Genomic DNA, 13,451 nt, shown 5'->3' with positions numbered 1-13,451 from the left:
GCATTGAGGGAAGGACGCACGGTGAGGTGGACTGCAACGGCGGAGGACACCGGTAGAGGGGGGACCGATCCGGTCGATACGGCCCACCGCTACCGCATCCCGTCGTGGATCAGCACTGCGAGGAAGGACCCGGGAACCGGCTTCATCGGCGCGAGCGAGCTCCTCGTCGGAAGCCCCGGTCCGAACGACGCGGGCCGCCTGTTGACGGTCTGGGTCGACGGCGAGGCCAAGGGCGACGTCGTGGCGACCACTCCCCCGACCCTCGTCTGCAGGACGAGCGGGGACGAGTCGACTCCGCTGGTGGTCGAGTCGATGGAGGAGCTGCTCGCCCTCCTCGACCACCTCCGTCAGAGTGGCGGAGCCGGCAGGCGCGGCCGGTAGTTCCTCGTCACGGCCGACAGCGGCGTCGTCGGCTCGCGCTTCACGACGATCAACCGCTGCACGAGGGCCGGGACGGTCGGAGTCGTCTCGATCCGGCACTCGAGCTCGCCGGCGCGACCGGGCACCGTGAAGGCGACGTGCGCCGCCGACAGGCACCAGAGCAGGCGGTCGGCGAGGGGGGCGGGCTCCTCCGCGAGACCGCCCACCCCGGTGATCGCGTCCTCGAGTCGGCGGGCGCGGACCTCGGCCGGGACGTCGCTGAGCAGGTTCGGGCTGAACAGAGCCGACGCCTCCATGAGATCGCCGGAGACGATCGCCGCCTCGATCGCCCGGGCGGCCTCGACGGTCGACGGGAGCAGCGTGATCTCGCGGGCGGGAGGCTGCAGCTCCTCCAGCGCCGTGCGCAGCAGAGCGGCCGCCGTGGGAGCGAGCTTCGCGCCGTCGGCGTTCGCGAACACGACGACTCCGAGCCCCGACGCGACGTGCCAGCGCATGTTCGACGACCAGCCCGGCAGCCCGCCGGAGTGCTGCGCGATCGCACCGAACCGCACGTCCTGCTCGACGACGAGGCCCATCCCGTAGGCGGTCCCCTCGGTCACGGGCTCGGCGGCCCGATCGAGGATCGACGGCATGACCGTCGCCCCGCGCTGCATCTCGCGCCGCGACGCCCGGCTGAGCACCGCGTCGCCGGAGGCGGCATCGAACGCGCTCGAGAGCCAGGCGCTCCAGCGGGCGATGTCGCCGACCGTGCTGAACAGGCTCGCCGCGCACGCCCCCGCTCCCGAACCGACGACGGGGCGCTCGGCCCAGGTCGCGCCCTCGTCGTAGCTGCTGAACCCGCGCGCGATCTCGGCGTCGTCGCCGTAGTCGGTGACCGCATAGCGCGTGTGCTCGAGCCCGAGCGGATCGAGCAGCGCGCGGGTCGCGAACTCGGCGAAGGTCTCGCCCGTGAGGTTCTCGACGACGACCCCGAGAAGCCACCAGCCGATGTTCGAGTACTGGTAGACGGCTCCCGGCCGCTCGGTGAAGGCCAGGCCCCGCGCGATGACGGCGAGGAACTCCTCACGGCTCATTCCCATGACGTGGTCGGCCCAGCCGTTGTCCTCCGGCAGCCCGGAGCAGTTGGTCAGGAGCATCCGGAGCGTGACAGGAAGGGCGGAGCCGTCGACGACCGGGCCGGCGAACTCGGGCACATGCGCCGACACGAGGTCGTCGAGGTCGAGCAGCCCGCGGTCGCGCAGCACCAGCACCGCCGCCGCTTCGACGCTCTTCGACATCGACGCGATGCGGTAGACCGTTCCGAACGTCGGCACCCGCCCGTCGAGGCTGTGCTCGCCGATGCCGTGCTGGAGGAGGACCCCGGTCCGGTCGAAGAGCGCGAACGTCGTCGACGGCGCGATCGGCGGGGCGGCGGCGAGGCGTTGCACGAGCGCGTCGGCGAGCGAGGGGGGCAGGGTGGGTGCGGCGACCCTCACTTCCGTGGTCCGAGGGCCGTCGGTTCCCGCGTGCGCTGTCATCCGACCAGTCTTCCGCACACGTGCGCGCTCGCGTCGAGGGCGGGCCGGCCGACGCGCGGGGCGGGCGGCAGGGCGGCGGATCGCGGATCCCTCACGCCTGCACGCGGAGTTCAGGACCCGGGAACGGCCTTCTCGGCTTCGGCTTCGCTCACCAGGACCATGCCCCGGTCGCTGTGCGAGCTCTCGAGCATCGCGAGCACCCACGCACGGTTGATCGCGGGCTGTCTGCTGCCGGAGAACCGGAACTGCAACGGGACCACCGGCGCGATCCACAGAGACGTGCGACCCGACCCCTGGTCCACCGGGACCGGCCACGACAGCAGGAAGCTCTCCTGCCGACGCAGTTTGGCGGTGAGCGCCACCTTCACATGCGCGAGCGTGCGATCGTCGATCTCTTAGACGGTCCCCGGTCCATAGATGAGCTGCCCCACAGATGTAGTTTTCCACATCTTGTACCCGGCCGATGCCCCGAGGTCAACACGGTCGCACCCTCATCGAGCGGTCCGTACCGTTGCCGGAGTCGATCACACCTCGAGACCGGAGGGCGAGAACATGCTGCAGATCACGATCCAGGAGAAGACCTACCTCCTCGCCGCGGACGCGACGATCGACCAGACCAAACAGGCGGTCCTCGACGCGATGAACGCCACCCCGGCGTTCCATCGTCCTCGAGCAGCACGACGAAGCACCCCTCCCCACCATGCTCCGGGAGAGCTCCGCAGAACCCGATTTCGACGACCTGTACGGCTTGGACTACATCTGACCCCGCGTCACAGCGACCGCCCGGCGAACCCTCCCCGGCATCGAGCCCCTGGCCCGGCCACTCCGAGGCAGCTGACTCGGGGAGAGGGCGTCCGAGTCACCGAGAGACTTCTGACTTCGACTCGGACGAACCCCGCTGGTACAAGAAGACGGTCAGGACGACGGAGGAGCCGGTCTGGAGGAACTCGCTCCCGTCCTCGCCGCGCTCCTCGCCGCCGTGATCCTCGGGTTCGAGAACCGGCGTGCCGCTCGGCGCACCTCCCGCTGACGCCACCCTGCCCGGTTCGGTCGCGAGGGGGAGGCGCACGCCGTGAGCTGCACCTACCGTGGATCCATGGCCTCTCACGAGAATCCCCCCGCGCCGGTCGCGGTCTGGTACTTCGTCGGAGCGACGTTCGTCGCCGCCCTGCCGATGATCATGTTCCCGGACCTGCCCTGGCCGGCGCGCGTCGGCACCCTCGCCCTCGCCCTCGCCTTGATCGCGGCCGGCGGCTGGCAGCTCCGTCGCGAGACGCGCGCTTCCGGCCGCCGAGCGGACCAGCCCCCACAGGAACAGCCCTGACAGCGGTGACCTCCCTCGAGGACGTGACGGCGGCGCTCGGCGATGCGCGCCCCGCCGAGCATAGGGAGGCCTGACGCTTGACTCGACTCGAGACCGTTCACGAGATCGTCGGGCCCTGGTCGCTCGCCACCACCAAACGGTTCTGGGAGGGCTTCACGCCTAACAGGCTCGTCTCCCCGCCGCAGGGCACAGGCATCCACGCCGCCATCCTCTGCGACACCGACTGGCAGCGCGTGGACGCCCTCATCACCCAGGACGGACCGTCGGTCCGCATCGTGGTCGAGGGACCCGGCGACTTGGACGCTGCGACTGAACAGGTCCGGCGGCTGCTGTCGATCGACATCGAGGAGCGTCGAAGATCGGCATCAGGTGCAGNATCCTCTGCGACACCGACTGGCAGCGCGTGGACGCCCTCATCACCCAGGACGGACCGTCGGTCCGCATCGTGGTCGAGGGACCCGGCGACTTGGACGCTGCGACTGAACAGGTCCGGCGGCTGCTGTCGATCGACATCGACGGGCGCGGCTGGCCCGACGTCGCGGCCCGCGACGGCGTCATCGCGGACGCACAGGCCCGACTCCCCGGATTCCGGCCGTGCGGCTTCTTCTCCCCCTACGAGGCGGCCGTRTGGACGGTCCTGTCACGACGCCTGCAGATCCGACAGGCGGCGGCGATCAAGACACGACTCACGCAGCAACTCGGCGACGACGGAGCCTTCCCGTCACCGGCTGCCCTGCGTGCGGCGTCACTCGATCTGCCCGACCGCAAGGCGGAGTACCTGCACGCGATCGCCGAGGCCGCTCTCGACGGACAGCTCTCCGGCTCCCACCTGCGCACGCTCCAGCCGGCCGAGGCCTTCGTCCAGGTGCAGAGCATCCTNGCACGCGATCGCCGAGGCCGCTCTCGACGGACAGCTCTCCGGCTCCCACCTGCGCACGCTCCAGCCGGCCGAGGCCTTCGTCCAGGTGCAGAGCATCCTCGGGATGGGGCCGTTCTCGGCCGAACTCGTCGTGATCCGCGGAGCGAACTTCCCCGATGTGCTGCCGCGCAACGAAGGCAAGCTCAGCGATGAAGTCATGAAGCGCTACGGCGCCGATCGCTCGATCGACGAGATCGCCGAGACGTGGAAGCCGTTCCGCTCGTGGGCCGCCGTGCACCTGCGCGCGCTGAGGGCACTCGAGGAGTAGCGGGTCGACTCCGCTGCGGCGGCAGGTGTCGCGACAGCGATGTCGTGCCCTGGCTGCAGGCGGGCAGCGACGACGGAGGCGGGTCCTCACGGCCGCACGCTCGACGCGCCCGGGCGGCATCCCCTCACGGCACAGCGGTGGGATGACCCATCGACGAGAGGGTCCCCCCGTCCTGCGGCCATGAGCAAGGGCAGCGCTCGAGTCGCTGCTGGACCTCCGGCCGACGAACCGCGGAGCAGCGCGCACCGCGATCCTCACCGCTCCTTGACCTCGTTCCGGCGACCCGCCATACTCGTCAAAACGAACTTTCAGTTCATCTAGTGAACTTCAACTCCCTCAACGACGAGCGGAAGGAACACCCCATGGGGTTGGCTGTCTGGGCCCTCATCGCGTACATCGCGATCATCGTGATCTGGAGCGTCGCGCTCAAACGCGGCATCGGCGAGGCCATGGTGGTCGGCTTCCTCGTCGTCTGCGCCTTCGGCGGCGGCGACTTCCTCCGCCTGGTCCTGGTCGGCATGCAGGCCGCCTTCGACCAGGAGATCGTCTTCGCCGCGCTGGCCTTCACGTTCATCGGCTTCCTGCTCGCCTCGACCGGCGTCATCGATCGGCAGGTCGACCTGCTGAACTCGCTGCTCGGCCGCCTGCGCGGCGGAGCAGGCTACGTCGCGACCGTCGGCTCGGCGCTGTTCGGGGCGGTCGCGCACTCGGGCTCCGCCAACGCGGCCACCATGGGCTCGGTCGCGATCCCGTGGATGAAGCGCTCGAACTGGCCCCCGCACGTCGCAGCGACGCTGATCGCCGGGAACGCGGGCAACGGCACCGTGATCCCGCCGAGCGCCTCGTTCTTCATCCTGATCGGCACGGCCACGGTCGCGCCGTACATCTCGATCGACCAGCTGCTGCTGGCGATGTTCGCCGCCGCCGCCTGGTGCATCCTCTGGCGCCTGGTCGTCGTCTTCTACTTCGTCCGCAAGTACAAGATCGGCCGCGTCGCCGCCGCGGACATCCTCCCCTTCGCGAAGTCGTTCCGACGCGGCTGGACCTCGCTGCTGGTCTTCCTCGGCATCATCATCCCCGTCGCCGTCACGCTCGGCCCCACGGGCGAAGCACTGACCGGGGTCCTCGGCGTCGACGTCATGGACACCATCAGCATCATCGTCTGGATCCCGGTGCTGCTCGGCCTCTTCGCCGCCGCCCTGGGCTGGCGCGGCCTGCCCACGTCGGGCAGGGAGTGGTACGGCTTCGTCGCGAAGACGGCGCCCCGCTACCGCGACATCGGCGCGACGCTGGTCTTCGCCTTCGCCGGTGGCGCGGTGCTCACCGAGCTCGGCCTCGCCGAGCAGCTCTCGAGCGTGCTGAACGGCCTGAACGCCTCCCCCGTCGTGATGTCGGTGATCGTCGCCGTGATGGTCGTCCTGGTCGCCGGGCCCCTCAGCTCGACCGCGACCATCGCGACCATCGGCGGCATCGGATTCAGCGTCCTCGTCGCCTCGGGCGTCGATCCCGTGCTGGCCGCATGCGTCGTCCTCGTCGCCGCCTCCACCGAGGGCGCCTCCCCGCCCGGCGCGTCCGCGATCTACATCGCGACCGGCATCGCGCAGGTGAATCCGGTGAAGACGTTCGTCCCGCTGATCATGCTCTACGTCCTCCCGATCCTGGCCATCGCCGCCCTCATCGGGCCGGGCTGGCTGCCGGTGCCGCACTGATGGCCCTCCGCCCCACCGCCCTCCCGCCCTCGACCTGGAGCCTCTGATGTCCGAAGAAACCGCCCCCCGCGACAGCCCCCACGGCCCGGGTCGACAGCGCCTCATCTCCGTGATGACCGCGGTCTTCGTGGTCCTCCTCGTCACGATGCTCGTGCTCGGCACGATCCTCGTCCTGCTGCAGATCCTCGGCCTCATCGTCGTGAACGGCGACCTGATCTCCGCCGTCGCCGCCGCGCTCAACCCGTGGACGTTCGGCGTCGCGGGCGTGCTCGGCATCTGGACGCTCCTCCTCTCCTATGCCCACGGCTGGAAGCCCGCCGACTAGGCGGTCGCTCGACACGGAACGAGACCGATATGACCCAGAACGAGAAGACACCGAACGAGAAGACCCTGCTCGAGCGCTTCGCCGCCCTCCCCGTCGCCAACGTCGGCGACTCCATGGACCGCCTCGGCGTCGTCGACGCCGCCGTCCGGCCGGTCTGGCGCGGCGCCCGCCTCGCCGGCCCCGCCTTCACGGTGGAGGTCGCCGGCGGAGACAACGCCGGCATCCACGAGGCGATCGGCCGGCTCAGCCCAGGCGACGTCCTCGTCGTCAACGGCCACGGCGTCCAGGACCGCGCACTCGTCGGCGAGCTGATCGGGGAGCGGCTGCGGAAGGTCGGCTGTGTCGGGATCGTGATCGACGGGGCCCTCCGCGACGTCGACGATCTGGAGGAGATGGGCTTCCCCGCGTTCGCGCGCGCGGTCAGCCCCGCCGGTCCCTACAAGAACGGGCCCTTCCGCCTCGGCGTTCCCGTCGCGATCGGCTCGGTCGTCGTCTCGCCCGGTGACCTCGTCCTCGGCGATTCCGACGGCCTCGCGATCGTCCCGCGCGGCGAGGCGGAGGCCGTGCTGGAGCGGGCGGAGGCCAAGCACGCCACCGAGACCGCCACCCGGAAGAGCATCCTGGCGGGGCCGTGACCGCCGCCCCGGACAATAGAGGCCATGGCCCAGACTTCCGCGGACGCGTCCGCCTCCACCGTGCGCAGCGTCGACCGTGCGCTCGACCTGCTCGAGCTCCTCGAGCGCAGCGACTCGCCACTGCGCCTCGTGGAGTTGAGCCGGGGCTCCGGCCTGCAGAACGCCACCGTGCTGCGGATCCTCGGCTCGCTGCAGCACCGGAGCCTCGTCGCCTCCGAGAACGGTCTGTACCGCCTCGGGCCGGCCGCGCTCGGGATGGGGCACAGCTATCTCGCCGCCGATCCGCTGGGCGCCCGGGCCAGGCCGGTGCTGCAGCAGCTGGCCGGGAGCACGGGCCTGACCGCCTCGCTCTACGTGCGGATCGGCGACTCCCGGATCCTGACGGTCCGCGTCGACGGGCAGGATCCGCTGCGCTACCAGCTGCCGCTCGGCCGACGACTGCCGCTGCACGTCGGCGCGGGGAAGAACATCCTCGCCGCCCTGCCGACCGTCGAGCGCGACCGGATCCTCGAGGAGCTCGGCGACACCGACACCGCGGCCGGCGAGCGGATCACGGCCCAGGAGCTCCTGGAGCAGCTCGAGAAGGTCCGCCGGGACGGCTTCCACATCTCGATCAACGAACGCGAGACCGGCGTCGCCGCCGTGAGCGTGCCCCTGCCGGGCGCCTCCGGTGACGTGATCGCCGCGATCTCGGCCTCGGGCCCCCTCGAGACCACCCCCCGCGCCCACCTCGAGGCGCAGGTACCAGAACTGCGCCGAGCGGCGAACGCCCTCCTGCGCTGATCAGCCGGAGCGCACGAGCGTCCGGCGAAGGAAGGACGCGCGATGCGCATCGGATTCATCGGGCTCGGCGAAGCCGGAGCCCTCTACGCGGCGGCCGCCGCCGCCCACGGCGACACCGTCTCGGGCTTCGACCCCGCAGCACCCACCACGCCCGACGGGGTGGAGCGGACGCCCGACGCCGCGACCGCCGTCGCCACGGCCGACCTGGTGATCGTGCTGACCGCCGCCTCCCTCAGCGAGCGGATCGCGGTCGACACCGCGCCGCATCTGCGCGAAGGCGCCGTCTACGCCGACTTCACCACGGCCTCCCCCGCCACGATGGAGGCCGTCGAGCGCATCGTCTCGGATGCCGGCGGGCGCTTCGCCGATGTCGCCATCCTCGGGCCGGTCCCGACCAAGGGTGCACGGACCGAGACCATCGTCAGCGGAGCCGCGGCGGCCGACGTCGAGGCGTACCTCACCTCGCTCGGCGCAGAGGTCGAGCGGATCGACGGCCCGGCCGGCGTCGCCACCTCCCGCAAGCTCCTCCGCAGCGTCCTGATGAAGAGCCTCGCCGCCGTGGTCGTCGAAGCGGTCACCGCTGGGCGCGCGGCCGGCTGCGAGCCGTGGATCCGCGAGCAGATCGCCGCTCAGCTCTCGGGTGACGTCGAGGCCACGATCGAGCGCTACGAGACCGGCAGTCGCAAGCACGCCGTCCGGCGCGGACACGAGATGGCGGCGGTGGTCGAGTACCTCGACTCGCTCGACGTCCCGTCCGAGATGTCCGCCGCCTCCGAGCGCTTCCTCGAGCGACTCGCGAAGGAGAACGGGTAGAGAGTCGCTCGACGATCCCCTCACAGCTCGCGGACCGGCATCGCCGCACTCAGTCGGGTGTCGCCCGGTGCGGTTCGGCGACGGGCTTCGACTCCGCCGAGCCTCGCTGCCGGAGGTACACGGAGGCTCCGACGATGCAGGCCACAGCGAGGAACTCGCTCTGCCAGTTCTGGAACGACTCGAACCAGAACTGAGCGGTGCCGAAGTACTGCAACGCCGACACGGTCGCTCCTCCGTGCTCGATCTGCTCGGAGTTGTACGCCGACGCGCCGCCCAGCCCGTGCAGCACGAACGAGCCCGCGAACAGCATGAGGAAGAACAGAGCCAGAGAGTTCTCGTACAGGGTCAGCACCCATCCGCCGCGTCGAACAGGCCAGGGACGCTCCGCAGTCGGCGCGACAGTGCGCGGATCCTCGTCCTCAGGAGACGGCCCGTCGGGTGACTTCGACTCGGACGAACCCCGCTGGAACAAGAACACGGTCAGGACGACGTAGGAGCCCATCTGGAGGAACTCGCTCTCCCAGTTCTCGAACGTCGCCTCCACGAAGTCTCCCGACGCCAGGTACTCCGAGAGGGCCGCGGGCGGCGAGCCGTGCTCGGCGTTCTCGTCGTTGTAGACCTGGAAGCCGTTCACGACCATGCCCACGAAGAACACGACGAACAGCAGCAGGTTGGCCGAGAAGAGACCGTGATCGCGGAGCCAGCGCTTCATGACGTCGATTCTCGCCTCACGCGATCGGGAAGCGAAGAGCCTTGCATCCACGATGCGCGTGCCGTGATCGCCGACGCCGCGCTACTCGTCCGAGGCGAGGCCCTCGACGAGAGCCGGCCAGAAGAGAGTCGCGGGAGAGTGATCGTCTGCCCGAGACGGGCGCGGTTCGCAACCCTCTTGAGGGTTTCCTGACGCGCGAGGAAACCTGATGGCATGCGAAAGCTGCACTACTCAAGCGGACATCTGCTCGTCGGAGATCTCACCTGCAAGGCGGTCCTCCGCTACTCCAGAGCCCTCGCAGACGTGGGGAAATCGGACGTCATCTCCGTCCCGGTCCTCACCGAGGGCGGCGGCCGGGCGTACGCCCATCTGCTGATCGGTCCGGCGAGTCAGCTGTGGTCGGTGCCGATCGACAGCAGTGAGGTCGAGGAGCCGGACGACGCGGAGGCGATCGCTCACATCGAGCAGGAGACGCGCCGCATGCAGCCTGCGCGGCCGTCCTGGAACGACGAGATGACCGACATCCCTCCCCTCGACTTCCTGGACTACACGGACACCGCGGACCTCGAGGCAGCTCAGCAGGATCCCTCCGACTGACACGGGCCGGGCACCGGGACCGAGGACCGGACGAGACGGATCAATCGGCTTCGCACCCGCCGGCAGGAGATCAGCATCGCCGCGAACGATGCGCGGGACAGTCGGGTCTACTCGCCGTCGGGGCGGTCCCGGTTCTGGTCGTCGAAGTCGTTGGTGATGATGGTCAGCGCGGTGAAGGGAGTGATCAGGATGCGCGCTGCGTTCGCGCGACCCTCGCCGTGATTGACCGTGAGCCACTGCGGCACGGGCGCCGCGAGCGCCGCGTCCACCTCGGCCTGGAATTCCTCCACGGTGCGGTTGCTCACCGTGAAGGCGGTGCCGTTGTAGACGATGTCGACGCGCTTCACAGGTGGGCCTCCCCGTCAGCGTGCCGGACGGACTCGGCCGGCTCCGGGGTGATGGAGAGCCCGCTCGCGGAGTTCGCGAGAACGGTCAGCTCGGCGATCCAGGTGGGGTTGATGCGGGGCATGCGTCCGCCGAAATACTTGTAGCGCAGCGCATGGGAGGGGTGGAGCCAGATCGCGCTGCGGCCGTCGCCCATGCTGTGGTCATCGCGCCAGCTGAGCAGGAACGACTCGTCGCGCCGCAGCTTGACAGTGATCACGATCTGCAGGTGAGCGAGTACGCGGTCCTCGAAGTCGATCTCGACGGTCCCGTCGTAGTACAGCCTCCCCATCGACATCTCCGGCCTGTAGCCACGCAGGCGGGCGCCCGCCGGACTCCGACGACTCCCGACCTCCGCCCGGAAAGCAACCGGGTCTGGCGCTGCGGTGCGCGCTCTGAGCCGTCGGGGACCGACGAGGGCGTTCGCGAGAACCTCTGGACCAATCACTTGCCGAACAGGAAAACGACATGTAGTTTTCCCTCATGGAAAACGATCGAGCTCTCGACGCATCCTCCGCCCTCGACGGCCTCCAGTCCGACCGTGAGGCCCTCGTCGCCCGCATCTCCGAACCGCGCCGGCACCTCGCCGGGTTCGGCGCGCTCGCCCTCCTCTGGGTGGCGCAGGCAGCCGCGCTCTCGCCGGGCGCCGACTACGAGCCGCCCACCACCTCGTGGCTGGTGATCGCCGCGGCGGTCGCGCTCCTGGTGCTCCTGCGGCGCGCCACGGGCATCCGGTTCCGGCGGATCGGGCTGGAGGCGGTCCTGCTCGTCGGCGCAGCCCTCGCCTCGTGCCTCGTCCTGTTCTCGGTCTCGCTCGGGCTCGTCGCGCAGGGACTCGGCTGGGCCGTGGCGATCACCGCGGTCGCCGCGTTCCTCCTCGTCACACGGCTGTCGACGCTCGCGTTCCGCGCGGCGGTCCGCGAGATCGCACGCCGTGGCTGAGGCCGCCTTCGACGAGCTGATCCACGCTCCCGCCCGCCTGCGCATCTGCGGGATCCTGCGCCGCGTCGATCAGATCGATTTCACCGTGCTCCGCGACACCCTCGGCATCGCGGACGCGAGCCTCTCCAAGCACCTCAGGGCACTCGCCGACACCGGCTACGTGTCCTCCCGCAAGGCCTCGTCGGCAGGACGGACCGACCGCCGTCAGCTGACCTGGCTCACGCTCACCCCGACCGGACGGCGCGCGTTCGACGGGCACGTGGCGGCCCTCGCAGAGATCGCCGGCGAAGCGAGCCCTCAGGGTGAGGCACCCACTGGGGCGAGCATCTCGGCCGGGCCGGTGCCGTGATCCACGGTGCCGCAGTCGTGCACGCTCACGAGAGGGGCGGCTCACCAGGACGCTCCGCGTGCGGAGCGCGGCAGCGACCTCCCGCGAGTCGGCGCCGGGAGGCATTAACGGGGGGACGCGCGGATGCGGGACGACCGACACGCTGTGTGGTGCGTCTTCTCGACCTCACTGATCGGATCCGCCCGTCCCGGGGGAAGTCGCCGCCGTCCGCGGCGCAACCTTTGGAGCACAGATGCCCGACGATTGCCTCGCTGCCACCGGTAGCGGAACTCTGCCGCTCCTCGTCGTCGGAGCAGTCCTCCTCGTTCTTGGCGCCGCAGCCCTGGTCGCGACGCGGCGGCGACGAGGCAGGGCCGGATCGACAGCAGCCCTGCTGGCCGTCGTGCTCGTCGGGGGGCTCGCGATCGGTGCGGGCCCGGGGTCCTCCAGCCCCGCCAACGCGGCGAGCTGCTCTCCCTCGCACGCGCCGATGACGAGCTCCGCGACACCGACGATCGTGCCTGCTCCGAGCGCTTCGCCGACCGTCGTCGCGCCGAGCACCGCTCCGACTCAGGCTCCCACGTCCGCGCCGACCACCGATCCGACCCCGACTCCGGCACCCACGTCCGCGCCGACCACCGCTCCGACCACGGCGCCGACGTCGTGGCCCACATCCGAGCCGACGGCCACCCCTACAGCCGGTCCGACCGGAGTGCCGACCGAGACGCCGACGCCGCCCCCTGGTGGACGGATCCCCCTCTACATGAAGTTCGTCGTGCGGGACGTCCCCTCGAACGGTCGAGTCGAGACACGACGTGTCTGGGACGACTACAACAACTGCGTGCGAGAGTCCTACCCTCTGGACGACCAGCGGACCTGGTTGCCCGCGTTCCAGAGCTCGGTGATCGACGGCAGCCTGTACTGGGAGAGCACGGACTGCTCCGACGAATCGAGCCGCCTGCACTGGGCCCTCGACTTCTACGTCGATGACGTCAAGGTCGATACGTGGCTCGTCAACTCGACGTACAAGAGAGGACCGTTCGGAGGCCAGACCGTCGCCTGCTACGGTCCGTACGACTCGGCGACGACGCCTGTCTCGCACGTCTCGTGCTCCACGGCCGGCGAACTCCGTGACCGCAGCGAGACCCTCGCGTTCAGCTACGGCGCTGCAGGCGCACCGGCAGCGTCGACGACGACGTGGCAGCGCGATCCGGCGCAGAACGACTCGCTCATCCAGGTGAACTTCCGCGTCATCGACACGCCCTCCACCATGGAGGTGCGCGCCCAACGGATCTGGGACTCCGAGAACAACTGCGTCTACGAGAGCACCCCACTCTCGGACATCCGAACTTTCGTGCCGACACGGGAGGATTCCCACATCATCAACGGGAGTCTCCCTCTCTACGTCAATGGCACGGGGAGCTGCGCCTTCGAGTTCTCGGTGCTGCGGTGGAGGCTGGACTTCTACAATCTCGGCGACGAACGCATCGCCACCTACATCGTCCGGTTCGAGGAGACCGTGCCCTCCATCGCCTTCGCTCAGTACTACTCGGAGTCGGTCGGTCCGCTCGACTCGCCCGACCGGTACCTGCAGGTCACCAACCCGACCGGCGGCCAGCGCGTCCACGTGGACCGCCCCGACGACTTCCAGCTGTACCAGGTCTCCCGCCGGTTCTGATCGTCCGTCGGTTCCTCACGGGCGGAGGACGCCCGATCAGCGTCGCCCGAGCCGAAGGAGCCCCGCCCGGGGCGACGCGAAGGAATCGGAGGGCGCCCGGTGACCGATCGGCGGGTGTGACAGGAGGCGTCGCGTC

Annotated in this window: 17 protein-coding genes; 11 read left to right on the top strand and 6 right to left on the bottom strand. The window is 70.1% G+C overall.

Features of this window, described 5'->3' with window-relative positions:
• The first annotated feature begins 21 nt into the window (after nt 1-21).
• A complete protein-coding gene (locus ASG06_RS07925) occupies nt 22-381 on the top strand; it encodes a hypothetical protein (protein ID WP_056040818.1) in 360 nt (119 codons plus the stop codon).
• Here the strand turns inward: ASG06_RS07925 and ASG06_RS07920 are convergent.
• The 3 genes from ASG06_RS07920 to ASG06_RS20690 all read right to left on the bottom strand — a co-directional run bounded on the left by ASG06_RS07920 (nt 348) and on the right by ASG06_RS20690 (nt 2,934).
• Nucleotides 348-1,898, bottom strand: coding sequence for a serine hydrolase domain-containing protein (locus ASG06_RS07920; protein WP_082499061.1), 1,551 nt, complete (start codon nt 1,896-1,898; stop codon nt 348-350). The two genes, ASG06_RS07925 and ASG06_RS07920, sit on opposite strands and share 34 nt — an antisense overlap.
• Nucleotides 1,899-2,008: 110 nt before the next feature.
• Nucleotides 2,009-2,290 carry a DUF7882 family protein gene (locus ASG06_RS07915; RefSeq protein WP_231727701.1) on the bottom strand — a complete coding sequence of 94 codons (282 nt, stop codon included), beginning with the start codon at nt 2,288-2,290 and terminating at the stop codon, nt 2,009-2,011.
• Nucleotides 2,291-2,757: 467 nt separating this feature from the next.
• Nucleotides 2,758-2,934, bottom strand: coding sequence for a DUF6766 family protein (locus ASG06_RS20690; protein WP_442965606.1), 177 nt, complete (start codon nt 2,932-2,934; stop codon nt 2,758-2,760).
• Nucleotides 2,935-2,994: 60 nt separating this feature from the next.
• Between ASG06_RS20690 and ASG06_RS07905 the strand changes: the two genes are divergently transcribed.
• The 6 genes from ASG06_RS07905 to ASG06_RS07870 all read left to right on the top strand — a co-directional run bounded on the left by ASG06_RS07905 (nt 2,995) and on the right by ASG06_RS07870 (nt 8,674).
• Complete coding sequence (locus tag ASG06_RS07905; protein WP_056040812.1) at nt 2,995-3,222, top strand: hypothetical protein; 228 nt, start codon at nt 2,995-2,997, stop codon at nt 3,220-3,222.
• A gap of 1,549 nt (nt 3,223-4,771) precedes the next feature.
• Nucleotides 4,772-6,118 carry a TRAP transporter large permease subunit gene (locus ASG06_RS07890; RefSeq protein WP_056042432.1) on the top strand — a complete coding sequence of 449 codons (1,347 nt, stop codon included), beginning with the start codon at nt 4,772-4,774 and terminating at the stop codon, nt 6,116-6,118.
• Between the two features lie 46 nt (nt 6,119-6,164).
• The gene (locus ASG06_RS07885) at nt 6,165-6,443 is read left to right on the top strand and encodes a hypothetical protein (RefSeq protein WP_156465928.1); all 279 of its coding nucleotides are present in this window, start codon (nt 6,165-6,167) and stop codon (nt 6,441-6,443) included.
• Nucleotides 6,444-6,472: 29 nt separating this feature from the next.
• Nucleotides 6,473-7,078, top strand: a complete 606-nt coding sequence (locus ASG06_RS07880; RefSeq protein WP_056040803.1) for a methyltransferase — start codon at nt 6,473-6,475, stop codon at nt 7,076-7,078.
• A 24-nt stretch (nt 7,079-7,102) separates the two neighbouring features.
• Nucleotides 7,103-7,861: an IclR family transcriptional regulator gene (locus tag ASG06_RS07875; RefSeq protein WP_056040801.1), complete on the top strand. Its 759-nt coding sequence runs from the start codon at nt 7,103-7,105 to the stop codon at nt 7,859-7,861.
• 42 nt (nt 7,862-7,903) lie between these two features.
• Nucleotides 7,904-8,674 carry an NAD(P)-dependent oxidoreductase gene (locus ASG06_RS07870; protein WP_056040799.1) on the top strand — a complete coding sequence of 257 codons (771 nt, stop codon included), beginning with the start codon at nt 7,904-7,906 and terminating at the stop codon, nt 8,672-8,674.
• A gap of 49 nt (nt 8,675-8,723) precedes the next feature.
• On the opposite strand, the gene ASG06_RS07865 is transcribed toward ASG06_RS07870, so the two are convergent.
• Complete coding sequence (locus ASG06_RS07865; protein ID WP_056040797.1) at nt 8,724-9,386, bottom strand: DUF6766 family protein; 663 nt, start codon at nt 9,384-9,386, stop codon at nt 8,724-8,726.
• A gap of 213 nt (nt 9,387-9,599) precedes the next feature.
• On the opposite strand from ASG06_RS07865, the gene ASG06_RS07860 reads away from it, so the two are divergent.
• Nucleotides 9,600-9,983, top strand: coding sequence for a hypothetical protein (locus tag ASG06_RS07860; protein WP_056040795.1), 384 nt, complete (start codon nt 9,600-9,602; stop codon nt 9,981-9,983).
• Between the two features lie 107 nt (nt 9,984-10,090).
• Here the strand turns inward: ASG06_RS07860 and ASG06_RS07855 are convergent, their stop codons facing one another.
• Nucleotides 10,091-10,330 (bottom strand): hypothetical protein, encoded by a 240-nt coding sequence (locus ASG06_RS07855; protein ID WP_056040793.1) that lies wholly within the window; start codon nt 10,328-10,330, stop codon nt 10,091-10,093.
• Nucleotides 10,327-10,659, bottom strand: coding sequence for a DUF7882 family protein (locus tag ASG06_RS07850; RefSeq protein WP_056040791.1), 333 nt, complete (start codon nt 10,657-10,659; stop codon nt 10,327-10,329). The genes ASG06_RS07855 and ASG06_RS07850 overlap by 4 nt, the downstream gene beginning before the upstream one ends.
• 191 nt (nt 10,660-10,850) lie before the next feature.
• Between ASG06_RS07850 and ASG06_RS07845 the strand changes: the two genes are divergently transcribed.
• The 3 genes from ASG06_RS07845 to ASG06_RS20220 all read left to right on the top strand — a co-directional run bounded on the left by ASG06_RS07845 (nt 10,851) and on the right by ASG06_RS20220 (nt 13,315).
• Nucleotides 10,851-11,309: a hypothetical protein gene (locus tag ASG06_RS07845; protein ID WP_056040789.1), complete on the top strand. Its 459-nt coding sequence runs from the start codon at nt 10,851-10,853 to the stop codon at nt 11,307-11,309.
• Entirely contained in the window at nt 11,302-11,658 is a 357-nt protein-coding gene (locus tag ASG06_RS07840) for a transcriptional regulator (protein WP_056040787.1), read from the top strand. Before ASG06_RS07845 ends, ASG06_RS07840 begins: the two co-directional genes overlap by 8 nt.
• Nucleotides 11,659-12,400: 742 nt before the next feature.
• Nucleotides 12,401-13,315 (top strand): hypothetical protein, encoded by a 915-nt coding sequence (locus tag ASG06_RS20220; RefSeq protein ID WP_056040785.1) that lies wholly within the window; start codon nt 12,401-12,403, stop codon nt 13,313-13,315.
• Nucleotides 13,316-13,451: the final 136 nt, after the last annotated feature.

Source organism: Rathayibacter sp. Leaf185 (assembly GCF_001423885.1).
GTDB lineage: Bacteria > Actinomycetota > Actinomycetes > Actinomycetales > Microbacteriaceae > Rathayibacter.
The sequence above is the reverse complement of the archived record's forward strand: the minus strand, read 5'-3'. Positions and strand labels throughout refer to the sequence as shown.